Source organism: Bradyrhizobium sp. LTSP857, from assembly GCF_000938285.1.
GTDB lineage: Bacteria > Pseudomonadota > Alphaproteobacteria > Rhizobiales > Xanthobacteraceae > Bradyrhizobium.
The window spans coordinates 120,403-144,136 of sequence record NZ_JYMS01000026.1 but is presented as its reverse complement, the minus strand read 5'-3'; the positions used below and the strand labels follow the sequence as shown (position 1 = coordinate 144,136).

Sequence of the window (23,734 nt, the reverse complement as noted above, 5' to 3'; positions counted from 1 at the left end):
CCGAGCCGGGCGAACTAAAGCTGATTGATCTTGAGGGCATGCGATGAAATGGGGAGACAACGCCCGAGATTTTGATGCCGCACTGGCTGTGTGGCCGTATTATCGCCCACTGTTCGACAACTGGCTGATGCAGGAACTGGTGGAGCACGGTGACAAGGCTCCGGTCTGGCGTGACCGCAGGGTGCCGACCGACAATGGACGCGTGCGCGGCGACGTCTATCCGGATCGCGAGACCGCACTATCCTCCGCCGCCACGCTCAATCAGACGCTCCACGACACGCTCGCAGCGCGCGAGATGGATTCCGTGAGGAAACGGTCGCTCCAGCTTAAGGTCGCGAAGAACCTGCAATCCAAAGAGCGCCTTCGCGACGAAGAGGAGCTTATGCTCGTCGAGGCACGCCGCCGGCACGCCAATGATCCGCGACCAGACCCTTCCGCAATCGCGCTGCCTGCGGAGTCGGCTCCTTTCCGTCAGCAATTGAGCGAACAGCTTTCCGACATGCCCTATCTGACGGTCGTGATCGTGACGGTCCGGGAGACGAATCGCAGTTGGCACCGTTCCATTCTTTACATCTCGCACGACAATAAATGGTCCAAGCCTTACATCGCCGGTGAGCGATCCGCGGCAAAGGCCATGCGAGCACGAATCGCCAACGGCTTCGGCTACGGCGCCGACGACCATTGGGGAAAGACCAAGGCCAAGATTCGTCAGATAGTGTTGCCCCGCGCCAACCTGCTGCTGCAACTCGCAAGCGTGCAGCGTATGCTGGCGGAAGCGTTGTCCAATGGTCAAAAGGTGCTGGTCTCGAACGGCATCGTCTTCTGGTACGAAGAATTTGGCGGCATCGGTTGGCAGGTCAAACAGACCACGTCCACCAAAGAGTCCGAGGGAAGCACCTTGTGGAAGGAAGGCACAATCCGCTCGATCAACCACGGGCGATTGGTCATTTTGCCTTATATCAAGGAAAGCGGCGAGCAGGTGCGCGGGCACACCAGGAACGGACCGAATGACGGCAGAGCCAAACCACGGCACCCCCATCACTACGTCGATATTTCGTTTGCGCAACTCGACGGTGACCTCATGATCGGTCTCTTTGGCGAATTGCCCTACGAATAGCTTGGATCGCCGCGCTAGCGTCACTATATAGCAAGCGCGCGCATGCTCGCGGTGGAGGCCCGTAGAACCGCCCCATCTCGACTGGCTTCCTTGCTAAGCCTGGCGCGAGGGATCGTCACCTTATGGCCTGCAACGGCTTGCGCAGTGAGCGCAAGCGAGTAGAGCCCGACTGGCTACAAAGCCGACGCATCCTGTGCTAAGGAGATATCCATGAAAACCGAGACAATCAGCTGCCGCTTTATTGGCGACTTCAAGGTCGGCGACAATATGGTCTACAACGCCGGCCTGCTCTGCAAGCTCGCGGAGTCCGGCAGCACATTCAACAAGCTGATGCTCTTGCAGGCGGGGGCAATTACCGAAGCGGCGCTCTGGGAGATCATTTACCGTGCGCAGAATTTTAACCGCGAGGGTGTGCCGAACATTTCCGAGGAGGACCGAGCGGAAATCGAGGGTAAGAAAGTCGAACGCTTCAAGGCGATCATCGACGTGATGAAGAAATACAAGATTCTCAATAAGGCCGGTGCCGACATCTACGACGAGTTGGATAAACTGCGTGAATACCGCAACAAAGTGCATATCCAGCTCGATGTGAAGCTGGAGGGTGTGCCGCGCGACGAGGACAAGGCCTTTACCGATCCGGTGCGTGACTGGGCGCTGAAGCTCAATGTGAGGGTACTCAAGTTCCTGACCGAAAACTTTGCGCGCCCCGCAGATCTGACGCAGTTCGCGCATAGCATAACCGTGTCCAGCCCCTGACTTGCGGGGTTAGGCACCCGCTTAGGTCCGGATCAGATCGCGGCCGACATTCTCAAGGTAGGAATCGCTTTCTGAGCTAAGCTTATTCCAGAGGATGTGGGCCTGGTCTACGCGATCGGCGCGCATCACCGGTTGATCGAGTTTTTCAAACTGATCGAACTGTGCGGTTGGCATCAGGCCGTTCAACCGCCCGCTCGCGAACAGAATATAAGCGGATACCGCTTCGGTAACGCGCGCCAGCGCGTTAATCGCGTTGGTTATCCTATTCGTTGTAACCAGCAGATGAGCCACTTCTTCACGTTTCTGCGGTGTGCCGGCGTGGGCAAGATACGCATGGCTCCATTTCGCGAGTTCGTCCGCGCCGCTATTGTTCAGCCAGCCTTCAACCGTATCGATGAGGGCTAACGGCAATCGATCCTCGCGGTTACGGTTGGTCGACGCAATGCCTGAAAGTCTGCCGAATTGTTCGTGGGCCATTTGCGAGGTGCCCCACGCCTTTGGGCCCGATGTATGGCCCCAAAACGCGCCGGAGCCCACGCGCTCCAGCATTTCGTTGTGTTGGACCGCTGCATAGTCGTAGGGCAGCCCTTCGTGGCAGACGTAGTTTTCCCGCGTGAACAGATTGAAATTTCGCCGCACATCCTTGATGAGGCGGCGCAGGGAAATAACATCGGAGCCGCTATCGACGAGACGGCGTATGGCCAGCACTTGCGTCGCGACGTGGCCGTTTATGATGGCCTCGGCAACCAGTGAATTGCCAAGGCAGCTGGCCTCATCATCGATGGCGAATTGCGTCAGCGTCCGGAATGAGACATCCGTCCACACCATTGCAGATAGGGTCTGCCGGATCGCGTGATGTTCGTCCGTATCTATCCAGCTCAGCCATACCCTGCGCTTGCCACGATAAGACTCCAGAGCCGGTCTTCGCTCAGGCGGAACATCGCATTGCGATAGCGGCGTCTCATTGTCTTCGGTCATCGGGGCCAGCATATAGCGTCACGGTGGAATCAATCCACAGGAAGACCTGCTCGTCGATGTTGCGCCCGAATAAGCAACCGCGATCGATCATCTCTTCATCGCGATATTCCAATCGATATCGAATCCGGCGGCCTGCAACTCACGGCTTAGGGCCTGTTTCCACGCCCCGCCGGCATCGAACGGTTCATAGACAACGCCTCCAAAGTCGGAAGGCACTTCGATATCGCCGCGCTTGAGCGCGCAGACGCGTGCTCGTCCAAGGCGGCCGATGAAATACCCCAGTTCGAGTAAGACGTTCTGACGCGCGCGGGGCTGAAGATCATCGCTGTTCTTCATGCCGCCGATGTCATCTGGCGTCAGCAGGATGACGGCAAATCCGACTTCTCCGTGTGCTTCAATCTTCTCAATGATGGTGCGGCCTTGGTTGGCCTGTTCGTGCAGAATGATCGCCTCGAACCCGAGCTGTTCAAGAAATCGGGCGACGGACTCGCGCGCGCCCTCATCATGGCCGTGGACGATGAAGACCTTGCGTGCAGCCGGGCCAGAGCGGACCGGCAGCATAGTGGCTTCTGTCGTGCCCGTGGCCGTCTTGACGTGCTCGATGTAATCCCGCGCAAACGGCACGATCATCTGTGCGGCCATGTTCTGCACATTGGCCGTCAGCTTGTTCCCGGCATAGTAAAACGTATGCGAAAAATCCATGGCCGCGTCAGGGATCTGGGCGAATCTGTCGATCAGGAGGATAACCAGGCCTAGCTCTTTCTGCGGATCGCTCGGCCATTCCAGCGTCGCGCTACCGACCATGCCGCCTTGTGTCGCTTCTCCTGACTTGATCCAGGCATCAAGATCGACATCCGCAATCAGAGCGCTCGAAATCGGTTCGAGCGTTTCCGAATGAAGCAGGCGCGACAGCTTTTTGATGTGCCGGTCGAACGTATTGAATTCGGCTGAGCGCAGGTCGTTCACGGTGTTTTCGATCTGCCTGAAGATGCCTTGGTCCACATTTCCGCCCACCGTCTTGTCTCCGTCCGTCAGTCTCGCGGCTGCAGCACGCGCTAGAATGTCTTCTTCATATTTCTGCTTGAGCTCAGCCACGAGGTTATCGACCATGGTGCTGCTCCGAAAGCCGCTCACCTTTTGGTCAATCGCCAGTTTCATGTCGGCGATGGCGCGCTCGACGCTTGTTTGATCATGAGGATCAAAGTTGACGGTCGTGAGCTTGCCGTCGAGCGCTTCGGCGAACTGGCCGAGAAGCGTCATCTCGCGCTGAAGGTCATCCAGTCCTTTGATCTTGAACCCCATGGATGCTCCTGCGAATCACGCCGCAGCATGACCTGATCTCGATATTGAAGGGAGATATCAGCAACTGAGTAAGTGAAGGTTTGGTGTCCCTGGATGATCTTACGCTGGCGGGACGGGCCGTCCTCTGATCGTCGTCTTCGTCGGTCACGCCGCCGGCCCGGCCGGATCTTCCTTGACGCCGCGGGCGACGATCCGGAGCGTGCCGTCGGCAACCGGCCGCTGCAGCTTCAGGGCCTCGTCCAGAGGGGCCGTCATCCAGCTCTCGACTTCGTCCGGCGTCGTCAGGATCACCGGCATCGCCTTGGGGTGGATGGCGCCGACCTCGGCGTTCGGCTCTGTCGTAAGGAACGCGTAGAGGTCGTTGGTCGTCTCACCTTCCTTGACCTTCCGAACGGACGTCCAGTTGGTCCAGATGCCGGCGAAGCAGGCGAGGGGACGGGTCTCATCGAGCGCGAACCAGATATCACCGCCCTCAGCCTTGTTGAACTCGCTGAACGAGTTGAACGGCACGACACAGCGGCTTTCGGTCCCCAGCCATCTCGTCCAGTGCTTGCTCTTCACGTTGCGGATGTTGGTCGTCCCGCCGTCCGGCTCCAGCCGGAGTAATTCCTTGAAATCAACGGTCTTGCCCTTGGCCTGAAGCTTTTCGGCCCGTTTCTTCGTGGCGTCCATCAGCGCCTTCGACGACGATGGCATGCCCCACCGCGCGGTTGTGAGTTCGCGGCCCTCGGCTCCGTAGCGCACGATCGGTGCCTTATAGTCGGGAAAAACCCCCGGCATCGGCGCCAGGTTGCCGACGTAACGGTTCACGACGCGAAACAGCGCGCTGATGGCGGCTTGGTTGGTCGTGATCGAATAGAGATTGCACATCGGTCAGGCTTCGGTCCGAGGGTGGGGCGGCTGCCACGCCAACTGTAGCAGAGTCGCGGAAGGACGCCGGCCCGCCTTGGCGCATTTGCGGCAGCGCAGCCGGCTGGCGAGATCGTGCACGAAGGTGGTTGGTGGATGTTTCATCGCCGCGAGGTCAACGTCGCTCGGCGTCTTGCAGCGCGCGCACTGGATCTCCAGCCAAGGGAAGCCGCCATTCACCGCTTGATCGATTGTCGGGGATGGATCAATCGGCTCTCCGTCTGACCACATGCGCTCGTTCCAACTCTCGCATAGCAGCTTGTCGGCCCGCTGGATGAGCGCTTCCCCCTTCGGGGCCATCCGGACATCCACGCGCAAAGAGATCGGATCGGCAATCCGGAGCGGGCTACGGCGTCTCGAATGCCGGCCAGCACCCATCTTCTTCATGCCTGCCGGTACGCTGCTGGCAGGTATTGTCGAGCAACCGCTGCGCAACGTCCTTCCAGATCGCGTTGCCGCCATACAATCGGACTGCATCGGCGGTCTGGATTTCCACGATCCGCTCGCAGCGGCGGCAGGAGATGCGCAGGACGTGGCGTTGAATCTCGGAAAGACGTCGCTGCCGCATCTGGGTCCCGGTCGCGCCGGCGCGCGGGTCTTTCAGGACTGATTCCCAGTATTCGGCCGGGAGGGGCGCGTCCGGCGCCGCAGCGGAAGGGCCCGGCCTACGGGCGGCTTCAGCCGCCAGCTTTTCCATCTGCTTTGAGGTCGGCATGCGCCAGCTCGCGGGTCGATCGGTCATTCTGAATTAGAACATAAAGTGAACAAAAGTCGAGTCCGGCCAAGTGGTCGCGGAGAAAAAATCGTCCTGTTTGGAAGGCCGCGATGTCGGAACCAAGCCGGGCCATTCGTCTTGATTCCAGCGTCAGTATTGGAGTTCCCTAGTCATGGCCCCCCGCGCTAACTGGAAAGGCTTCCTGCGTCTTTCCCTCGTCACCTGTCCGGTAGCGCTCTATCCGGCCACGTCGGAATCCGAAAAGGTCTCGTTCAACCAGCTCAACCGGAAGACTGGCCATCGCATCAAGTACGCCAAGGTGGATGCTGATACCGGCGAGGAGGTCGACAACGAGGACATCGTCAAGGGGTACAAGGTTGACACCGATACCTTCATCGAGGTGACGAAGGAGGAGCTCGAGAACGTCGCGCTGGAATCGACGCGGACCATCGAGATCGACGAGTTCGTCGACCGCAGCGAGATTGATCCGCGATATCTGATCCGGCCCTACTACCTGGTGCCGGACGGAAAGGTCGGTCACGACGCCTTCGCCGTCGTCCGCGAAACGATCCGTGAGATGAACAAGGTCGCCATCGGGCGGGTGGTGCTGACCAACCGTGAGCACATCATCGCCCTCGAGCCCATGGACAAGGGCCTGATGGGGACGCTGCTGCGCTATCCTTACGAAGTGCGTTCTGCAGACGAGTATTTCGACGATATTCAGGACGTCAAAGTCACCAAGGACATGCTCGATCTCGCCAAGCACATCGTCAACCAGAAGGCGGGTCACTTCGAGCCGGATAAGTTCGAAGACCAGTACGAAACCGCTCTCATCGATCTCATCAACCAGAAACGCGCCGGTAAACCTATCACCGCGAAAGCGCGTCCCCGCGGCGAGAACGTGGTGGATCTGATGGATGCGCTGCGCAAGAGCATCGGGGGAGACGTGGCGGCAGCGACAGAGGCGCCGAAGAAGCCAGCCAGGAAGGCGCGCAAGGCGGCGGCCGGGCAGAAGGAAATGCTGATGCCGATTGCCGGAAAGAAACCGGCCAAGGAGGCCGCGAAGAAGCCGGCGGCTAGATCGCAGCGGAAGTCGGCGTAGGGTGTCCTTGCGGTGGATTCACGGAAAGCTCGCTCGGATCCGTCGAGATGCTTCCCAGGCCGGCTGCTCTGTTCGCCCGCTTTGGAAAATTCTCTGCTCGCGAGGTAGACAGCAGAGCTGATCGCATGGCGGCGGTCAGTGGGCGGGGAAGCGTCTCATGGCCAGAAAACTGAAGACCTACCAGACTTCGCTGGGCTTCTTCGATTTGGCGATCGCCGCTCCCTCCATGAAAGCAGCTCTGGAAGCGTGGGGCGCAGACAGCAATCTGTTCCACCAGGGTGCGGCGAAGGAGAGCAACGACCCGGACGTCATCGCCGCGACCACGGCAAAGCCCGGCGTCGTTCTCAGGCGCGCGGTTGGAACCGGCCGACCTTTCAGCGAACATGCCGAGCTGCCCACCGATCTTGGCAGCGGCGGACCAACGAAAGCCGCCCGCAAGTCGAAGGGCCCAAAGGCGAAGAAGCCTTCCTCTCGCCCCGTCGACAAAGCTGCGGAGCGAAAGGCCGCTCTCGCTTTTGAAAAGGAGCAGAAGCGGCGCCAGCTTGAACAGGCGAAGAAAGAGACTGCCAGGCAGAAGGACCGTGAACGCCGTCAGCAGGCTGTCGACAAGGCGCAGGCTGCGCTGGACAAGGCTGAGCAAGAGCACGCGAAGCGGGCCGCCGCCATCCAGGCCGCGGTCGAGGCTCTCGAGAAGAGATCGCAAGCTGAAAAAACCCGCTGGGATAAGGAGAAGGAGCGCTTGGAAGCTACGCTGCGGCGCGCGCGGGGTTAGTTTCCGTCATGCTTGGCGCCGGTCCTTCTAATCAGGAGGGCATTCTGGGCAGGTATCACCAATCGAGTTCAGTACGTCGCGAACCTCTGCCGCCGCTGCATCAGGCGAGACGCCCGCGGGCGGGTCTACGCGAGCGATATCGAAGGCCCGCTCCCTTGCATGCGGATCGGCGCGATCCTGCATCCAACCGTGCTCCTCACATTCGCGGATGGCGCCCGCTTCCTGGAGCACGTCAATCGCCCATCCGCGCATCGTCCGTATCGCCGGTCTTCGTTCACTTGTCATCAGCATAGGAATAGCTCCTGATACGGCGAATCGTTTTGTCCGTCATTCGTTCCGGCTGCTAGCACATGGCTGGGATTCGCAATGGCGGGAACTCAAGCTTTGGAGTGCTACCGCCCGCGAACCCGCAAGGAAATCCAAAGCCCCCAGCTGACGCTTCATTTCCGTTTGTGCGCGTCCGGCAAGTGCCGGACCGGGCTCTCGTGAACCGAGCCGCGTAGCGTCTCGGCCGTGCGGCTTCGATCCCTCGCGCAGAATAATGTGTCGCTCGCCGGAGGCACTCGCCCTCGGTCCCGCCGTCATTTCATGCCGGCGTCGCTATCACTGCCCTTCGTTCGGGTGCCTTCTTAACCGGTCTCGCGACTGCACTCGGTCCCGGGTCCCGCCGCTATCGCGTCGGCGCTATGCTGACCCTCCTGCGGGTGCCTTTTTCTCTGCCGGGCACGGGTTGCACAGCCAACATGCCCGTCCTCTAGCTCTAAGGGGCTCCGCCCCTCGCGCGCGCCAGGGTGAAGCGCCGGTCATGCCGGCGCCGACCCGAGCGGTCTCCCCGGTCTTCCGCGCTTTCTCAGATCCTCAACAGCCGAAATCCTGGCACGCGCTTGTGCAGACCCGCTCTTCGAGCGGCCCTTTTGGGCGGGTGATCCCCCTCCGCCCGGGTCGCCCTGGCACTTGCTACCCCCGGCCTCGCCGACGGGCAGGGGCGCAGGCGCGGAGTGCGCCCTGCACCCATGAACGCAAAAGGAGATCGACCATGTCGGCCAAGCACGTTGAACAACTCCCTGAGAACGGAACGCAGATTCTCATCCCGCTCAACAAGCTCAAGAAGTCCCCGAAGAATGCGCGCAAGACGCCGCACAGTGATGCGGCGATCGAGGCCTATGCGGCGAGCATCGCCGCCAAGGGCATTCTGCAAAATCTGGTCGTTGAACCGGAGATCGATGAAGAAGGCGCGGCCACCGGGTTCTATTTCGTGACCATCGGCGAGGGAAGGCGGCTTGCCCAGCTCCTGCGGGTGAAGCGGAAGGAGATCAAGAAGACCGAACCGATCCGCTGCATCGTGGACACGGCGAACGATCCGCACGAGATCAGCCTTGACGAGAATGTCACCCGGGAGAACATGCATCCCGCCGACCAGTTCGAGGCGTTCAAGAAGCTGGCGGAAGAGCGCGGCTTCGGTGCCGAGGAAATCGCCGCCCGCTTCGGCGTGACGCCGCATGTGGTGCGGCAGCGTCTCCGGTTGGGCGCGGTCTCTCCGAAACTGATGCAGGTCTATCGCGAGGGCGATCTGGCCCTTGAGCAGTTGATGGCCTTTGCCATCACCGATGACCACGCCCGGCAGGAAGGTGTTTATGAGCGGCTGTCCTACAACCGGGATGCCAGCACCATCCGCCGCCTGCTCACCGAAACCCATGTGGCCGCAACCGACCGACGCGCGCGCTTCGTCGGTATCGAAGCGTACACCGAAGCAGGCGGCTCGATCCTTCGCGACCTCTTCACCGAGGATCGCGGCGGCTATCTGGAAGACGTGGCGCTGCTTGATTTGCTGGTCACGGCAAAGCTTGGTCGCGAAGCCGATGCGGTGCGGGCGGCCGAGGGATGGAAATGGACGGAAGCCCATCTCGATTTCCCGCATGCCCACGGTATGCGGAGGACCTACCCGCATCCGGTCGAGCTTTCGGCGGAAGACAAATCCGCCCTTGAGGCGGCACAGACCGCGTTCGATTGTCTCACCGAGCAGCACCAGACGGCTGATGAACTGCCCGATGAAGTGGACGCCCGGTTCGGCGAGCTTGAGGCCGAGATCGAGCGGCTGGAAGCGAAGCGGCAGGCCTACGATCCCGACGATGTCGCGCGCGGCGGGGCGTTCGTGATCCTCAATCACGACGGTGCCGTGCGGATCGAACGCGGTTTCATCCGGCCCGCGGACGAAAAGCCTCATTCCGAAGCGGACCAAGCCGCGGAAGCGGCAGCCGATCCGGAGGGAGCAGATACTCTGGCCGCGGAAGATGAGAGCAGGGAAGTAGAGGGTGCCGCCGATGAAGAGGAGGACGACCGCCCATTGTCTGATGTTCTCGTTCGTGACCTCACCGCTCACAGAACTTTGGGCCTCCGGCTCAATTTGAGCGAACAGCCGGAAGTCGCCATCGTTGCGGTCACCCATGCCCTCGCTTCGCAAATCTTCTATTTTGGCGCGGACGCCCATGTCGTCGGTATCCAACCGATCAAGACGGATTTGGCAGGGCATGCGGACGGGATCGAGGACACGCCCACCGGCAAGGCTTGGGCGGACCGCCACGCCAATTGGGCAAGGCAGATTCCGCGCGACGTCACGAGCCTGTGGGCATTTGTGGCCGAACTCGATTCCGACAGCCGCATGGCCTTGTTCGCCCATTGCGTCGCGCTGACCGTCAACGCGGTCAAACTGCCGTGGGAGCGGAGGCCCCGAGCCTTGGCAACAGCCGACCGGTTGGCGGAAGCGGTTTCCCTCGACATGACCGGCTACTGGCGGCCGACCGTGCGCAGCTATCTCGGTCGCGTCACCAAGGCGCGCATTCTGGAGGCCGTCTGCGAGGGCGTGAGCGGCGAGGCGGCCGAGCGAATGGCCGATATGAAGAAGGTCGATATGGCGGAAGCGGCCGAGCAGTTGCTCGCTGCGACCGACTGGCTGCCCGCCGTGCTGAGGACGGCCAAGCCGCAAGAGCAATCCGATGCGCCCACTGCTGGGCGTGATGATGCCTATTCGGAGGCTGCCGAGTGAGTTTTGGCCGGGGCCGCGCATGCGGCCCCGGCCAACCACCCAAAATTTCGGCCGCGCGCCTCGGCGCGCGGCCGATTTAATTGATGCAAAGCGACGACTCTCCGACGCAAGCCCGCACCTGGACGACGGAATGCGGGACCCTCCGATCTGTGCCGATCGTAGCGAACCGCGAACACAGGATCGTCGTCTGGCCCGCTTCATCAGCGGCGATGTGCCGTTGGCCTGGTCCTTGATCAGACGAATGACTGCCGCCATTCGGATCGTCTTTCGGCGGGGGCTTCTTCCAGCGGCGCCCCGACGCGCCACGACAGCATGCAAAATTGGTCGCTCATCGTTCTCTTTTGCGCGTTTCTATCGCCGTTGATGCGCTGACGTCAGCGTGTGTTCGACCGATCAAGCAGGGTCCTTGTGCTGTTCGCATGCCGGCAGCCATGGTTGTCTCCGTCAGTTCGTTCATGGGCGGCGTCCAACGCAACCTCGAATGGGCTGATCAAGCCCGAGGGACGGCAAGAGCCTCGATCGCCTTCCCGCAACGGCTACGCCTGCTTTTTTCCCCTGCCGCAAAGAGGCGGCATTCCTCGCGGAAAACAAAAAAGCAGGCTTACGCCGTCCTCCGCTGCGCTGCGGGCCTGGCGGCTGCGGGCCGCTCGCTCCCCGGGCCAAGGATCGCCATCGAGGCCGCGATGGGCGCGGCCCGAGCAACCAACGGAGACCACCATGGCTACCATCGGCACCTTCACCGCTTCGGACAACGGCTACGTCGGCTCGATCAAGACGCTGACACTCAACATCAAGGCAAGGTTCGCCCCGTCCGAGAAGGACAACGACAAGGCGCCCGACTATCGCATCTTCGCCGGCACCACCGAATTCGGTGCCGCCTGGAAGAAGACCGCCCGCGAGACCGAACGCGAATACCTCTCGGTTAAGCTCGACGATCCGAGCTTCCCGGCGCCGATCTACGCCTCGCTGGTGAAAGTCGAGGGCGACGAGGGTTTCACCCTGATCTGGTCCCGCCGCAACGGCGACTGATCCATCCGGATCATCCGCCCCGCCTCCTTCCGGAGGCGGGGCCTTTTACGTGTCCGGTGCCGCCTTGCAGGAAGCAGGAAGAGCATTGTTTTTTGAAAGTGAATCGCTAAGGGCTCCGCCCTCGCGCGGGCAAGGGTGAAGCACCTGACGGTGCCGGCCGGAGCGGTGTCCCCGGTCTTCCGCGCCAAGGATCTTCATGACGACCAAAGTCGTCAGGGCGCGTGCAGACGCGCGCTCATCGAGCGCGCCCTTGTCAGGCGGGTGATCCCCCTCCGCTTCGGCCGCCCTTGCCCTTGCTACCCCAGGTCTCGCCGACGGGCAGGGTTGCAGCGCAGCGCTGCGCTTCAACCTCAGCCCATAGGAGAAACGACCATGAACGTGATGACGTTATCGCAAGGCCAACAATCTGCTTCCGGCGGTTTTCGTGTGGATGTATCGCGCGGCCAGCGGATTGGCCGTGTGTCATCGGAATGGTTCTCGCGACCGGATGACGAACGTTATTTGAACCTGCCGGACCTCTACGACGCCGTGCGCGGTCGCGCCGAGCGCGCGCACGCGCGGACGGTGGAAAGCCGGGCCATCCGAGTAGAGGCTAACAGCAACCATCCCGAGCGACTTGCCTTGATGGTCCCCGGCCGTGAGGAGCTGGTCGCGCCCACCCATTGGAGCTTTGGCCAGTTGTGCACGCTGGTCGGCGCGCCGACGTCGTATTTGCGGCAGCTTCCCGCGGCTCTCTCTGGCATCAACCTGCAACACGGCTTGCTGACACACCGCGCCGAGCTCGTGAAAACCCTCGAAGCCGACAACGGGCAGGTCGAGCTTCGCGCCGTCACTGGGCCGGACTATGGTCGCATCTGGGACCATGAATTGGTCGCCGCCGTGATGAAGATCGCCGGCAACGGCACTGGCGACACGCGCTGGAAGGTGCCGGGCGTGCTGGATTGGTCAACGATGACCCACAATCCCTTTGTCGATGTGACCAAGGACACGACCACGCTTTACGCCAGCGACCGCGACGTGTTCCTGTTTCTGGTCGACGACACCAACCCGATCGAGGCGGGGCGACTACGAGACGGATCGCCGGATTTGTACTTCCGGGGATTTTATTGCTGGAACAGCGAGGTTGGCAGCAAGACGCTGGGCATTGCGAGCTTCTACCTTCGCGCTGTCTGCATGAACCGTAATTTGTGGGGCGTGGAGAATTTCGCGGAGATCACCATCCGGCATTCGAAATTCGCGGCGCAGCGTTTCGCGCATGAGGCGGCGCCAGCGCTGGCGAGCTTTGCCAATTCCTCACCTGCGCCATTCGTCGCCGGGATCAAGGCAGCACGGGAGCGGATCGTTGCCCGCACCGACGAGGATCGCGAAAGCTTTCTCCGCAAGGGCGGATTCTCCAGATCGGAGACGACGAAAATTATCGAAACCGTTTTGGGCGAAGAAAACCGTAAGCCGGAAAGTATCTTTGATTTCGTGCAGGGGATCACGGCGCTTGCCCGGACGAAGTCGCATCAGGACGCGAGGCTTGAACTTGAAGGGAAGGCAAAGCGCTTGATGGAACGCGCCATCTGAAGACACGGGCCGCGTAACCGGGCGCCGGTTGCGCGGCCTTGCTGCGCTAGGCCTATGCGCTGCCGCCGATCCGGCTTACCGGATCGGCGGCGGTGACGCGTGCCCGCGTCCGGNGCCGGGCCTTCGGCCCGGCTCGCGAAAGTCACGGTCTACGATTGTTCAAAATTGGCTTCGCACCCGATCATTTCCGCTTTGCAGGTTTTGATCGCTCGCTTCGTGCCTCTTCGTCTGGCAGGACGAGGTCGACATGACTGACGCCCAATGTGCTTGCCAGTTCAAACAGTGTTACGACAGTTGGATTGCGGCGGCCACGCTCCAGGTCACTGATATATTGTTGGGTAAAGCCGGACGCTTCGGCGAATTTCTCCTGCGTGAAGCGCTTCTGCTTCCGCAGTCTTGCGAAATTCCGACCGACCAGCTTGCGCATGTCCATCGGCGCAAGTTGCGGCTTTACATACTATGAGGTTTATCTCCTATAATATGTATTCAACTATCACGTGCTGGCCCCGTCGGCGGAATGCGGCTAAATTTGGACGCGCTCACCACTCTGGCGGCCAAGCGTCTAGAATCGTTGTAAGTGGATTGGAAGCCATGAAGAAGCAGCCGCTCGATCCTGACGTCGCGGACGTTGCGCCCACCGATTCGGCGCTAACGGTCTACGATGAGCAGCATGTTGTGACGTACATGCGCCTTCTTGCCGCCGAGTCGGAGGGGGCCGACTGGCGCGAAGTCGTGCGCGTCGTGCTGGATCTTGATCCCGACAGTGAACCCGTTCGCGCGCGCAATGCTTTTGAAAGCCATCTGGCCCGCGCCAAATGGATGACTGAGCATGGTTATCGCCATTTGCTACGCGGTGGGGCGACCAAATAGAAAAATAAGCCACGCGAGCTTTCATTTGAGAAACCCAATTCTCGTCGCTGCAGTGATCACTTTGAAGCATCACCTGCGATGCTCAATTGGGGACTTCCTGCAACCTCTTGGATCGGAATTTATTGCTCCGCAATCTTTGATAGGTTTGTGTGGGATCAGAGCAATGCCTGAATTCGACTGGCGATCACCGGAGTCGTACAAACGCGTACGAGATGCCGAAACCACCGCCATCGCCTGGGAATACCTTCGTCGCAATCCGGACTATCGGCGTGACTACGAGGAGATGGTCAAGGCAGGGCGCGTCCATAATGTGACTGCCGGATTCAGGAGGAGATGGGGCCTCTGCTTTCGCTCATGATCCGCAAGGGTCCTTCAACGAACAGACGATCTTCTGGGCGCCGGAGGCTCTGCCGACGGTGGTGCCAATCGGTCGGTCTGCCTCGTCTTCGGATCTTGTCGGCGTAGGCCAGTCGCTCGTCGATCTTGCTGCGGGCGATTTGCGCCGAGCGTCCGACGGTTGGCACGCGGTTCTACGCATTCGTGGAGCTGAGCATCGTCTGTGGCTAACTGAGCCGCCGACGATCAGCATGCCGTATACGGCGGTGCTGCCGCTAGACTCTGACTTCGAAGTTCGCGCGCATGCCGCCCGTCGGCTGTGGCGGGCCATCAATGGGCGTGCGCCCGGTCCGGCATTTCACGAGTTGTCTGCTCAACGCCGCGAACGTTTGGTTCTGGCGGTTCGCGCGCTTGATGGACGAATGGACGACGGTACCTATCGGGCGATCGCCGAAGTGTTGTTCGGCAGGAAGCGCGTCCCCGAGCGTGCCTGGAAAACCCACGACCTGCGCAACCGGACCATCCGTCTCGTGCAAAGCGGCGTTGCGCTGGTGCGCGGTGGCTATCGCGAACTCCTGCGCCAATCACGTCGCAAGAAGTAGCTGACAATTTCGAGGGGTATCGCAGACGCACCCCCTGATCATCGGCATCCCCCTTCGCGGCCTTGCTCCGCCATCGTGACCACCGACGCGCAACGGTTCTCGCCGACGCGCGGCGTTACCACGGAGCCTTCAAATGCCCGATCCTTTGGCCGGCTTGCCGCCGCGCTTTCTGCGCACCCCCGAGGCCGCGCGATTCTTGGGTCTCTCCGGCCGCACGCTGGAAAAACACCGCACCTACGGCACCGGTCCAACCTACCGGAAGATAGGTGGCCGCGTCGTCTATGCGCTCGACGATCTGCAGGCCTGGGCCGATCGCGGTGCCAAAACGTCAACGTCCGATCCGGGGAAGGGCACCGTGCTGCCCGCCAAGAAACACGAGGCGGTGCTGCGTCCGTATGCCGGTCAAGAACGACGCTGATTGTCACGGGAGCGCGTCGTGACGAGACATCGGCATAAATCGGAGCGCGAACAGCTTGATCTCTTTCGCGCGTTGACTGGTGATCTCGCACCGCGCGATGCGCAGGATCTGATGGCATATCCGTTCTTTTCGCTTGCAAAATCCAAGCGTGTCGTACCGATCGATTTTCGCGCGGGAACCATCACCATTCGTGTCGAGGCCGTGCCCGAACATGGCATGGCGACCATCTGGGATGCGGATGTTCTGATCTGGGCCGCCTCGCAGATTGTCGAGGCACGTGACGCCGGTTTGAAGACATCGCGTCTGATGGCTGCAACACCATATGAAATTCTGACCTTCGTCGGCCGCGGCACCGGTGCACGCGATTACGATCGGCTGAAGGCCGGTCTCGACAGGCTGCAATCAACGACCGTGCTGACCTCGATCCGTCAGCCGACCGAACGGCGGCGGCATCGCTTCTCCTGGATTAACGAGTGGAAGGAGACCGCAGATGCGCATGGGCGACCATTTGGCCTCGAGCTGATCCTGCCGGATTGGTTCTACGCCGGCGTCCTGGACGACGCGCTCGTGCTGACAATTGATCGGGCCTATTTCGATCTGACCGGTGGACTTGAGCGCTGGCTTTATCGGCTGGTGCGCAAGCATGGCGGTCGCCAGGAGGGGGGCTGGAGCTTCGACTTTATCTACCTTCACGCCAAATCCGGCAGCCTCTCGCCGCTCAAGCATTTTGCCTATGACCTGCGCGAGATCGTGCGTCGCCAGACGTTGCCTGGCTATCGGCTCACTATCGAGCGTGACCGCCGCGGCACCGAGCGTCTCATCTTCGCACCTCACCCGGTCGATCCATTCGCCGAGCGGCTGCGCAAGCGCGGGCTCGTTCCTCAATCGGAGGACGGCCTGTGAATCAACTCGTGCTATCGGGGACCGCAACCCTCGTGCCATCAGGGACCCAATCCTCGTGCTATCGGGGACCGAAATCGGGTCTAAGGCCTTGTTGCTCAACGCTTTGCGTCGCCCGTAACTTTCCTAACCTAAAATCCTTCGGATTTTTTCTAACGGACCCGGCGTTCGTTGCTGCTGGGGATGACCAGCAAAGGCTCAGCGCGAGCACAGTTCTCGTCTCGCTCCACTCCGATTCAGAGCCAACGCTTTGGTAAAACGTGGCTGCGCCAACAGGTGCCCTCCGCGCAAGACTGGGTCGCGACGGCATTGCGGCCGGTCAAGCGTCGCCGTCGATTGCCAGGTTTCACCCCACGCGATCACTGTCTGCGATCCGAAACGCATGGCCGACGCGCAGCATCGCCGTCGACCGGCAATCCGATTCATCTTTTCAAACATGGAGGAGGTTCATGAGCGATCTCACGCAGGTCGAGATTCTGTGGCTTGAGAAGCGTATCGAGAACCGGATTCGCTTCGGCCGCATTGTCGAGGAGAAGATTCTCGATCGCCGCCGGCGTGTCGTGTCATTTGCGCCCGGCAGCATCTTCGCGTTCGTCCGCTGGACCTCAAGTGATTTTGGCACGGTCATCTCGCGGATAGATATCTTGCGGGCAGTCGCAGTCGGTCAGCGTTGTTCAACGGTGCCCTATGTGAAACCCGGCGGGGAGATTTTGCTGCGGCTCTCCGGTTGGCCAAAAGTCGAACGGGTACTGCAGATGGTCGACGCCATCGAAGTGCTCGGCATTGATCCCGCCGACGTCGCTCCTGATCATTGGCATCACATTCATAATCGTCTGTCCGTCAACGAAAATCCGCGCCCCTACACGAGAGCCCGCCACCAGGCATGGCTTCACCGGCAGAGGGTTATGCGATGACACCGCGGCTCAAGACGTTGACCACGATGCTCTGCGGTGCCGTCGCACTTATCGCGCCAATCGTTCTGGAGATCACACCGCTCTACATCTGGAATGCATCCGAGAGCGTACCGGTTGGCCTCTATCGTTTGCGACCGGTTGACAACCTGTTCGTCACGGAGCTCCTCGCCGTACAGCCACCGGAGCCGCTTGCGACCTTCCTAGACCTGAATGGCTATCTGCCGGGCGGGTTGCCGATGCTTAAACGCGTGTTGGCGCTTCCCGGGCAGACCGTCTGCAGAAGCGGGCTCAAAATTTCCGTCGACGCGATCGAAATGGGCGAGGCCAGAGATCGCGATGGTCGTGGTCGACCGCTCCCGAAATGGCATGGCTGCCGCGTCGTCGGCGAGGACGAACTCTTTGTCATGAACTGGCAGTCCGCGGACTCGCTGGACGGCCGTTATTTTGGGTTCCTACCGGTATCGGCTGTCATCGGCCGTGCGCTGCCAGTGTGGACCTGGGAGGGCTGATCGTGCGCATCTTGGGAATCCAATTTGCTATTCCTCTGTTCGGCCACGTGCTGCACCATTCCTCCGTCCCGACCAGCGGTTCCGCAGCCGTCGCGCGCAGCGGCGGTCCAGGGCGGCCGAAAGGCCGGCGCGAAGCGGCTTTACCCTGGACGGGCGCGAGCACGGCGGCACGCTGGCGTTTGTTCGGGAGGAGCCTGTGCGCTGTCGTACCATTGTTCTTTGCGCTGACGATGATTCACGCTGCTGCTGTTGCCGAGTCGCGCCCTACGCAACCTACGGCCAGTTATCGATCTAGCGATCGATTTACGGCTTTTGTCGAGGAGGCCTCGCGTCGCTTCGGGGTCCCGGTGCACTGGATACGCGCAGTCATAGAGGTCGAAAGCGCCGGAGACGTGCGTGCCAGGTCACCGAAAGGCGCCATTGGGCTGATGCAGATCATGCCAGAGACGTGGGCAGAGCTACGCCTGCGATACGGCCTCGGCAACGATCCCTACGATCCCCATGACAACATTCTTGCGGGGACCGCGTACCTTCGCGAACTGCGCGACCGCTACGGTTCACCAGGCCTCCTTGCAGCCTACAATGCGGGACCTGCTCGCTACGAAGAGCATCTCGCCGGCCGTCCATTGCCAACTGAGACCCAGGTCTATTTGCAGAAACTTGTGCCAATCGTCGGCAGCGATAGTGCGGCTTCCAGCACGGTTGTGAGTCTGCGTCCATCGGCGGGATCGCTCTTCATTGTGCGGTTTGAAAGCTCAATAGCCGCAGTCCGCCTGCAGGCTGTGCGCCCTCCGAACCCGGCACCGACGACCGCTTCCGTTCACGACATCTCGGCCATTGTGCCACAGGCAACAGGGTTGTTCGTCGCGAGATCTGATGCGGGAGGCCCGCGATGACCGAATGCGCAAGCTCGCATGCGTTGGCGTGCTCTGGAGAGGAATGGAGGGGATCGGGAGAGCAGTGGGGAAGCACGACGTATGCGTCCGGATCCTGCACATGAGCTCAGGCCTTGACAGGATGCTGAGCGTTCCAAGCCCACGGCAGCAGTTCGTCCAGACGGTTGATCGGATGTCCGTCGACCATTCGCTGCAGCACGTCACGCAGGTATGCGTAAGGCTCGACGTCATTGAGCTTGCACGTCTCGATCAGCGAACAGAGGATTGCCCATCGTTCCCCGCCGCCGTCGCTACCGGCAAAGAGATGGTTCTTGCGGCCGAGTGCCACAGGTCGGATCGCTCGCTCGACAGGGTTCGTATCGAGTTCGATACGGCCGTCGTGCAGGAAGCGGGTCAATCCATCCCAGCGCGACAGCGCATACCGGATTGCTTCGGCGAGATTGCCGCGGCCGGGCAGTTGCGGGAGCTGCACCTCGAACCAAAGGCGAAGGCTGTCAATGATCGGCTTAGCGAGTGCGCGCCGCGTGGCCAGCCGATGCGCTGGCGATTGACCACGCACCTGCGCTTCGACGGCATAAAGGCTGGCGATGCGACGCAGGGCCTCGTGCGCGCTGGGCGTGTCCTCGGCTTGCGCAACCTCATAGAACTTGCGCCTGGCGTGCGCCCAACATGCGGCGAGAGTGACGTTTCCGCCGTCGGTCAACCGCTCGAATCCAGCGTAACCGTCGACGTGCAGAACGCCCCTAAAGTGCGTCAGATGCGCTGCCGGGCGCTCCGCTTTCCGGTCGGGCGCGAACACATAAACCGCAGCCGGCGGCTCAGGCCCAGCCCAACTCCGTTGATCGCGGGCATACACCCACAGCCGTCCGGTCTTGGTGCGGCCTCGGCCCGGATCGAGCACAGGGATTGGAGTGTCGTCGGCAAACAAGTGATCCGACGCGAACATGTGCTTGCACAGCCGATCGTGCAGGGCCTTGAACCACCAGCAAGCGCCGCCGACCCATCCGGCCAGTGTCGAACGCTCCAGTTCGACGCCATGGCGTGCAAAAATCTGCGCCTGTCGATAGAGCGGTGTGTGATCGCAATATTTGCTTACCAGCACCTGTGCGAGCAGAGCTGGCGTGGCCAAACCGCCGGCGATCGGTCGTTCGGGTGCCGGTGCCTGCGTGATCGTTCCGCAGGCGCGGCAGGCATATTTCGGGCGGCAGACGCGCACCACCCGCAACTGCGCCGGCACCCAGTCCAGCATCTCGCTGACGCTCTCACCCATCGCATGCAGCGCGCCGCCGCAGCACACACATTTCTCACTATCGACGTTGAGCACGACCTCTTCGCGGGGCAGATGGCCCGGCAGAGGTTTGCGCTTCGGCTGCAGTTTCTGCGTCGGCGCAGACGCCTCCACGGAGGCTTGATCTGCCTCGACAGCCGACAGATCGACGTCCAGGTCTTCCAGTCCAAGGGCGAGTTGATCGGCGTCGAGACGCTCGGAACGACGCCCAAACTGTGCGCGCTGAAGCTGTTTGATGATTGCCTGGAGACGCTGGATCTCGCTGTTCCGATGCGTGATGACCGAAGCAATGTCGCGCACCAGGCGATGCAGAAGCGCAGTATCCGACGGCAGATTGTCGAGATCGAGCTGCATGACCGATTCTACTCGGACACGCTGATTCGACGAAGCAACTTCGCTATATTCTATGCGTGTTTTTGCGATTCAACCCGCGATGACCGGGCGCCATCGACGCTCGGGTGTGCGCCAATCGATGCCTTCGATCAGCATGGCAAGCTGCGCCGGGGACAGCGTCACCGTGCCGCCCGGATCGCTCATTCTCGGCCAGATGAAGCCGCCTTGGTCGAGCCTTTTGCTGAACAGACAAAGGCCGTTGCCGTCCCAGAACAGGATCTTAAGCGTGCTTGCCTTCTTGCCTCGGAAGGCAAACAGGTGGCCGGAGAATGGGTCCTTCTTGAGGTGTTCCTGAACGAGAGCGGCGAGGCCATCCAAGCCCTTCCGCATGTCGGTATATCCCAAAGCCAAATGCACTTTCACGCCGGCCGGCACGATCATCATCGGGCAGTCTCCTGCTCAATGACGTGGCGACGGACTGCATCCGGATCACTGCCGATCGGTGCGAAGACGCGACGCCCATCGTCCAATTCGACAACCGTCATGCCGTCAGGCGGCTGCAACAGATCGTTCAGGACGAGCGTTGCGGATTGTGCGCCGGCGACCCTCACAGCCGCCAATTTCGCCGGCACTCGCTTGCTGAACCCGAACTGTACCCGCCACCGGAACAACATGCTGGTGACGATGTCGTGGCGCCGGCAAACCTCGGCAGCGGTGGCACCGGGGAGCTCGGACTGGGTCACAATCGCGAGCTTTTCCTCCTCACTGAAGCGACGCCGGTTGGCGCGTTCGTCGCTCGGCGGATCGACGGCTGGTGCATCTGTCAAGCGGCTTCTTGCGCGAGACCCCTTAGCAGCGCTGCTAACACTAGTGCTTATTAGTGGGCGGGCACTCGGATGAAGTTGCGTCCGCCAGTCGATTTCCACCTCATTGGCGTCGATCAGATCGCGCCACCGTTTCAGGCTGTGCTGCGATATGCCATGTGCCCGGGCATAGGCTTGCATGCTCAGTCCGCACCACCTCATCGCTTCAACGTGCATTGTCCAGAACGCTTGGACGGCTCTGCAGCGCTGGTCCTTCGACACTGGACTCCGCTTCTTGCGAAGCCGCTCCCGACGTTCCTCGCGACGCAATTCCGCACGTACTTTCAGCGTTTCGGCGTCAATCAGATGCCGCAGCCAGCGATCGAATGTGCCGCCACTGAGACGATGCTGACGACAGTATTTGCGCTTGCTGAGACCGCTTCGCCGCCACGCCTCAACGTGTACCGACCAAAAAGAGCGACGCGCTTCGTTCTTGAAATATTCCGTACCCACCGGAGATCCTCCAATGCAGCAAGGAACCCGATATGGAACGACAACGCACTCTCGGAAAGTCGTGCAGGATTCGGACGCTTACAGCACGACAGCAGGACGGCGAGATAAAAGCGGCTCGCCGGTCGAACCTCAAGCCATTGGAATGGCTTGGGTTCGGCCGTGCCGGTCGGTCGGGGCGCGTGCCGCGCCTGATGCTTTCGCCAATGAATTCAATTGTCTTTTCGGCACTGCGCCCCATTCCGTATTCGTGGAGCCCTTGCCGTGAGCGTGGGTGACAGCGATTTACGAGTCCGGCCTGGGCGTATCCGCGGCACGCGAGCGCCAAAGCCCAAGAGCTTCATCAACCAGGTGCTGCGTGCGGCGAAGAAGGCCGGTCACACCTCCAGTCTTTCCGCTGCGGGTAAGCTCTCCCTGCGCTACGGGCGCTCGACCTTCGGGCGTGGCCGGATCAGCTTTGGCCGCAACCGCCTGTTCAGCCCGGCGCGGCGCGTGGTGGTGAAGGCACGTGTCGTTCGCCATCAGGGCCGTTCGTTCCGTTCCGCGCCATTGACCGCTCATCTTGCCTATCTGAAACGCGACGGCGTCACCCGCAACAGCGAGAAGGCGGTGATGTTCGATGCCGGTGGTGACCGCACCGACGACGCGGCCTTCGCGGATCGCTGCAAGGACGACCGGCATCATTTCCGCTTCATCATCTCGCCCGAGGACGCCGGCGAGATGACCGATCTCAAAGCTTTCACGCGCGATCTTGCCAGGCAAATGGAAGCCGATCTCGGTACTCGGCTCGATTGGGTCGCCGTCGATCATTGGAACACGGACAATCCACATGTTCATCTGCTCGTGCGGGGAGTCGATCAGACCGGCGCCGACCTCGTGATCTCGCGAGATTACATCAGCCGGGGCCTGCGCTCGCGCGCTGAGGAATTGGTCTCGATCGAACTTGGTCCGAAGCCCGAGCACGAGATCCGCAACGCCTTGGAAAAGGAGATCTCGGCCGAACGCTGGACGCGGCTCGACGTCGAGATCCGTATGGCCGCCGATGAAGCCGGCGCCATCGACCTGCGCCCCGAAAACCCGGGCGCGGCCGACCCCGAAATCCGCAGCCTGATGATCGGACGGCTCCAGCACCTGGAGAAGATGGGCCTCGCTGCGCCTGCCGGCCCCGGCGAATGGATGGTCGGGCTGGAGGCCGAGCGCAATCTCCGCGACCTCGGCATGCGCGGCGACGTCATCAAGACTATGCACCGCGTCTTCACCGACCGGGGGGAGGCCCGTGGCGTCGGTGACTATGTGATCGATGGTGAGAAGCCGGGATCGCCGATCATCGGCCGGCTGGTCGACAGGGGACTCCATGACGAACTGAGCGGCGAGGCCTACGCCGTGATCGATGGCACGGACGGACGCGCCCACCACGTTCGCTTCCGAGGCATCGAGGCATTCGAGCACGCCCCGCCGATCGGCGGGATCGTCGAGGTCCGCCGCTTTGCGGGGCCGGACGACCGGCGCCCGATGTTGGTGCTCGCCAACCGCAGCGATTTCGACCTCAACCAGCAGATTACCGCTCCCGGCGCGACCTGGATCGACCATCGCCTCGTTGAGAGCGATCCCATGCCGCTCTCCATGGGCGGGTTTGGTCGCGAAGCGCGCGACGCCATGCAGGCTCGTGCCGAACATCTCGCGGGCGAGGGGCTCGGCCGGCGACAGGGCCAGCGCGTCATCATACAGCGCGATCTCTTGAACACTTTGCGTCGACGCGAACTGGACGCGGTGGGTGCAGAACTCTCAGCCACGACGGGTTTGCCGCACATGAAGGCCGCGACCGGCGAGCATGTGGCCGGCACCTATCGTCAACGCCTGACGCTCGCCTCCGGCCGCTTCGCCATGATCGACAACGGCCTCGGCTTCCAACTCGTGCCCTGGTCGCGCGAGATCGAGAAGAAGCTCGGCCAGCACGTCGCCGGCGTCACCAAGGGCGGTGGCGGCATCGAATGGACGCTTGGTCGCAAACGAGACCTTGGCTTGTAGCTCCATTGTTTCCACGAGGCTTAATCACAAGAAGG

At 61.4% G+C, this 23,734-nt stretch carries 25 protein-coding genes and 1 pseudogene; 16 read left to right on the top strand and 10 right to left on the bottom strand.

Translation table 11 applies throughout. From position 1 onward, the window contains the following. Positions 1–43 precede the first annotated feature (43 nt). Both UP06_RS14800 and UP06_RS14795 read left to right on the top strand, forming a co-directional pair. Positions 44–1,117, top strand: a complete 1,074-nt coding sequence (locus UP06_RS14800) for a hypothetical protein (protein WP_045003410.1) — start codon at positions 44–46, stop codon at positions 1,115–1,117. A gap of 210 nt (positions 1,118–1,327) precedes the next feature. Continuing rightward, on the top strand, positions 1,328–1,873 hold the full coding sequence (locus tag UP06_RS14795) for a hypothetical protein (protein WP_045003409.1): 546 nt from the start codon (positions 1,328–1,330) through the stop codon (positions 1,871–1,873). 21 nt (positions 1,874–1,894) lie between these two features. Here UP06_RS14795 and UP06_RS14790 read toward each other — a convergent pair whose 3' ends face one another. The 5 genes and pseudogenes from UP06_RS14790 to UP06_RS14770 form a co-directional block, all read right to left on the bottom strand. Continuing rightward, entirely contained in the window at positions 1,895–2,851 is a 957-nt protein-coding gene (locus UP06_RS14790; RefSeq protein WP_156162976.1) for a hypothetical protein, read from the bottom strand. An 87-nt stretch (positions 2,852–2,938) separates the two neighbouring features. Beyond that, on the bottom strand, positions 2,939–4,153 hold the full coding sequence (locus UP06_RS14785; RefSeq protein WP_245305485.1) for a YuaX family protein: 1,215 nt from the start codon (positions 4,151–4,153) through the stop codon (positions 2,939–2,941). Between the two features lie 144 nt (positions 4,154–4,297). Continuing rightward, positions 4,298–5,023, bottom strand: coding sequence for an SOS response-associated peptidase (locus UP06_RS14780; RefSeq protein ID WP_045003405.1), 726 nt, complete (start codon positions 5,021–5,023; stop codon positions 4,298–4,300). 3 nt (positions 5,024–5,026) lie between these two features. Further along, a pseudogene (locus UP06_RS14775) lies at positions 5,027–5,362 on the bottom strand (hypothetical protein); the annotation flags it as partial. Positions 5,363–5,408: 46 nt separating this feature from the next. Then, entirely contained in the window at positions 5,409–5,804 is a 396-nt protein-coding gene (locus tag UP06_RS14770; protein WP_197087246.1) for a hypothetical protein, read from the bottom strand. Between the two features lie 145 nt (positions 5,805–5,949). Here UP06_RS14770 and ku point away from each other — a divergent pair, with 145 nt between their 5' ends. Continuing rightward, positions 5,950–6,879 carry a non-homologous end joining protein Ku gene (ku, locus tag UP06_RS14765; RefSeq protein ID WP_045003402.1) on the top strand — a complete coding sequence of 310 codons (930 nt, stop codon included), beginning with the start codon at positions 5,950–5,952 and terminating at the stop codon, positions 6,877–6,879. Positions 6,880–7,036: 157 nt separating this feature from the next. Continuing rightward, the gene (locus tag UP06_RS14760; RefSeq protein ID WP_045003400.1) at positions 7,037–7,651 is read left to right on the top strand and encodes a hypothetical protein; all 615 of its coding nucleotides are present in this window, start codon (positions 7,037–7,039) and stop codon (positions 7,649–7,651) included. 27 nt (positions 7,652–7,678) lie between these two features. Here the strand turns inward: UP06_RS14760 and UP06_RS42075 are convergent, their stop codons facing one another. Continuing rightward, entirely contained in the window at positions 7,679–7,942 is a 264-nt protein-coding gene (locus UP06_RS42075) for a hypothetical protein (protein ID WP_082081432.1), read from the bottom strand. A 745-nt stretch (positions 7,943–8,687) separates the two neighbouring features. Here UP06_RS42075 and UP06_RS14755 point away from each other — a divergent pair. The 3 genes from UP06_RS14755 (at position 8,688) to UP06_RS14745 (ending at position 13,292) form a co-directional block, all read left to right on the top strand. After that, entirely contained in the window at positions 8,688–10,694 is a 2,007-nt protein-coding gene (locus tag UP06_RS14755) for a ParB/RepB/Spo0J family partition protein (protein WP_045003398.1), read from the top strand. A gap of 717 nt (positions 10,695–11,411) precedes the next feature. Continuing rightward, a complete protein-coding gene (locus UP06_RS14750; protein ID WP_045003395.1) occupies positions 11,412–11,723 on the top strand; it encodes a DUF736 domain-containing protein in 312 nt (103 codons plus the stop codon). Between the two features lie 372 nt (positions 11,724–12,095). Then, on the top strand, positions 12,096–13,292 hold the full coding sequence (locus UP06_RS14745) for a hypothetical protein (RefSeq protein ID WP_045003394.1): 1,197 nt from the start codon (positions 12,096–12,098) through the stop codon (positions 13,290–13,292). A gap of 181 nt (positions 13,293–13,473) precedes the next feature. On the opposite strand, the gene UP06_RS14740 is transcribed toward UP06_RS14745, so the two are convergent. Next, positions 13,474–13,725 (bottom strand): helix-turn-helix domain-containing protein, encoded by a 252-nt coding sequence (locus tag UP06_RS14740; protein ID WP_045003392.1) that lies wholly within the window; start codon positions 13,723–13,725, stop codon positions 13,474–13,476. Positions 13,726–13,883: 158 nt separating this feature from the next. On the opposite strand from UP06_RS14740, the gene UP06_RS14735 reads away from it, so the two are divergent. The 8 genes from UP06_RS14735 (at position 13,884) to UP06_RS14705 (ending at position 18,737) form a co-directional block, all read left to right on the top strand. Further along, positions 13,884–14,162, top strand: coding sequence for a DNA -binding domain-containing protein (locus UP06_RS14735; RefSeq protein WP_045003390.1), 279 nt, complete (start codon positions 13,884–13,886; stop codon positions 14,160–14,162). Beyond that, entirely contained in the window at positions 14,122–14,520 is a 399-nt protein-coding gene (locus tag UP06_RS42555; RefSeq protein ID WP_156162975.1) for a transcriptional regulator domain-containing protein, read from the top strand. The genes UP06_RS14735 and UP06_RS42555 overlap by 41 nt, the downstream gene beginning before the upstream one ends. Positions 14,521–14,749: 229 nt before the next feature. Then, the gene (locus UP06_RS14730; protein ID WP_349509932.1) at positions 14,750–15,100 is read left to right on the top strand and encodes a DUF2285 domain-containing protein; all 351 of its coding nucleotides are present in this window, start codon (positions 14,750–14,752) and stop codon (positions 15,098–15,100) included. Between the two features lie 133 nt (positions 15,101–15,233). After that, on the top strand, positions 15,234–15,518 hold the full coding sequence (locus tag UP06_RS14725) for a helix-turn-helix transcriptional regulator (RefSeq protein WP_045003387.1): 285 nt from the start codon (positions 15,234–15,236) through the stop codon (positions 15,516–15,518). Positions 15,519–15,536: 18 nt separating this feature from the next. Then, entirely contained in the window at positions 15,537–16,421 is an 885-nt protein-coding gene (locus UP06_RS14720; protein ID WP_045004171.1) for a replication initiator protein A, read from the top strand. 446 nt (positions 16,422–16,867) lie between these two features. Further along, positions 16,868–17,332 carry a DUF2840 domain-containing protein gene (locus UP06_RS14715; RefSeq protein WP_045003385.1) on the top strand — a complete coding sequence of 155 codons (465 nt, stop codon included), beginning with the start codon at positions 16,868–16,870 and terminating at the stop codon, positions 17,330–17,332. After that, positions 17,329–17,841 carry a S26 family signal peptidase gene (locus tag UP06_RS14710; RefSeq protein ID WP_045003383.1) on the top strand — a complete coding sequence of 171 codons (513 nt, stop codon included), beginning with the start codon at positions 17,329–17,331 and terminating at the stop codon, positions 17,839–17,841. Before UP06_RS14715 ends, UP06_RS14710 begins: the two co-directional genes overlap by 4 nt. Positions 17,842–18,020: 179 nt before the next feature. Continuing rightward, positions 18,021–18,737, top strand: coding sequence for a lytic transglycosylase domain-containing protein (locus UP06_RS14705; RefSeq protein ID WP_045004169.1), 717 nt, complete (start codon positions 18,021–18,023; stop codon positions 18,735–18,737). A gap of 106 nt (positions 18,738–18,843) precedes the next feature. Here the strand turns inward: UP06_RS14705 and tnpC are convergent, their stop codons facing one another. From tnpC to tnpA, 3 genes are all read right to left on the bottom strand, one after another. Continuing rightward, positions 18,844–20,379 (bottom strand): IS66 family transposase, encoded by a 1,536-nt coding sequence (tnpC, locus tag UP06_RS14700; protein WP_045003381.1) that lies wholly within the window; start codon positions 20,377–20,379, stop codon positions 18,844–18,846. Between the two features lie 69 nt (positions 20,380–20,448). Further along, positions 20,449–20,802 (bottom strand): IS66 family insertion sequence element accessory protein TnpB, encoded by a 354-nt coding sequence (gene tnpB / locus UP06_RS14695; RefSeq protein ID WP_045003380.1) that lies wholly within the window; start codon positions 20,800–20,802, stop codon positions 20,449–20,451. Then, positions 20,799–21,674, bottom strand: a complete 876-nt coding sequence (gene tnpA, locus UP06_RS14690) for an IS66 family insertion sequence element accessory protein TnpA (RefSeq protein ID WP_045003378.1) — start codon at positions 21,672–21,674, stop codon at positions 20,799–20,801. The genes tnpB and tnpA overlap by 4 nt, the downstream gene beginning before the upstream one ends. Positions 21,675–21,935: 261 nt before the next feature. On the opposite strand from tnpA, the gene UP06_RS14685 reads away from it, so the two are divergent. After that, the gene (locus UP06_RS14685; RefSeq protein WP_045003377.1) at positions 21,936–23,699 is read left to right on the top strand and encodes a relaxase/mobilization nuclease domain-containing protein; all 1,764 of its coding nucleotides are present in this window, start codon (positions 21,936–21,938) and stop codon (positions 23,697–23,699) included. The last annotated feature ends 35 nt before the right edge of the window (positions 23,700–23,734 follow it).

Coding starts and splice junctions, on each gene's coding strand:
- UP06_RS14800 (WP_045003410.1), top strand. CDS start 44: ATGAAATGGGGAGACAACGCCCGAGATTTTGATGCCGCACTGGCTGTG.
- UP06_RS14795 (WP_045003409.1), top strand. CDS start 1,328: ATGAAAACCGAGACAATCAGCTGCCGCTTTATTGGCGACTTCAAGGTC.
- UP06_RS14790 (WP_156162976.1), bottom strand. CDS start 2,851: ATGACCGAAGACAATGAGACGCCGCTATCGCAATGCGATGTTCCGCCT.
- UP06_RS14785 (WP_245305485.1), bottom strand. CDS start 4,153: ATGGGGTTCAAGATCAAAGGACTGGATGACCTTCAGCGCGAGATGACG.
- UP06_RS14780 (WP_045003405.1), bottom strand. CDS start 5,023: ATGTGCAATCTCTATTCGATCACGACCAACCAAGCCGCCATCAGCGCG.
- UP06_RS14770 (WP_197087246.1), bottom strand. CDS start 5,804: ATGACCGATCGACCCGCGAGCTGGCGCATGCCGACCTCAAAGCAGATG.
- ku (WP_045003402.1), top strand. CDS start 5,950: ATGGCCCCCCGCGCTAACTGGAAAGGCTTCCTGCGTCTTTCCCTCGTC.
- UP06_RS14760 (WP_045003400.1), top strand. CDS start 7,037: ATGGCCAGAAAACTGAAGACCTACCAGACTTCGCTGGGCTTCTTCGAT.
- UP06_RS42075 (WP_082081432.1), bottom strand. CDS start 7,942: ATGCTGATGACAAGTGAACGAAGACCGGCGATACGGACGATGCGCGGA.
- UP06_RS14755 (WP_045003398.1), top strand. CDS start 8,688: ATGTCGGCCAAGCACGTTGAACAACTCCCTGAGAACGGAACGCAGATT.
- UP06_RS14750 (WP_045003395.1), top strand. CDS start 11,412: ATGGCTACCATCGGCACCTTCACCGCTTCGGACAACGGCTACGTCGGC.
- UP06_RS14745 (WP_045003394.1), top strand. CDS start 12,096: ATGAACGTGATGACGTTATCGCAAGGCCAACAATCTGCTTCCGGCGGT.
- UP06_RS14740 (WP_045003392.1), bottom strand. CDS start 13,725: ATGGACATGCGCAAGCTGGTCGGTCGGAATTTCGCAAGACTGCGGAAG.
- UP06_RS14735 (WP_045003390.1), top strand. CDS start 13,884: ATGAAGAAGCAGCCGCTCGATCCTGACGTCGCGGACGTTGCGCCCACC.
- UP06_RS42555 (WP_156162975.1), top strand. CDS start 14,122: ATGGTTATCGCCATTTGCTACGCGGTGGGGCGACCAAATAGAAAAATA.
- UP06_RS14730 (WP_349509932.1), top strand. CDS start 14,750: ATGCCGTATACGGCGGTGCTGCCGCTAGACTCTGACTTCGAAGTTCGC.
- UP06_RS14725 (WP_045003387.1), top strand. CDS start 15,234: ATGCCCGATCCTTTGGCCGGCTTGCCGCCGCGCTTTCTGCGCACCCCC.
- UP06_RS14715 (WP_045003385.1), top strand. CDS start 16,868: ATGAGCGATCTCACGCAGGTCGAGATTCTGTGGCTTGAGAAGCGTATC.
- UP06_RS14710 (WP_045003383.1), top strand. CDS start 17,329: ATGACACCGCGGCTCAAGACGTTGACCACGATGCTCTGCGGTGCCGTC.
- tnpC (WP_045003381.1), bottom strand. CDS start 20,379: ATGCAGCTCGATCTCGACAATCTGCCGTCGGATACTGCGCTTCTGCAT.
- tnpB (WP_045003380.1), bottom strand. CDS start 20,802: ATGATGATCGTGCCGGCCGGCGTGAAAGTGCATTTGGCTTTGGGATAT.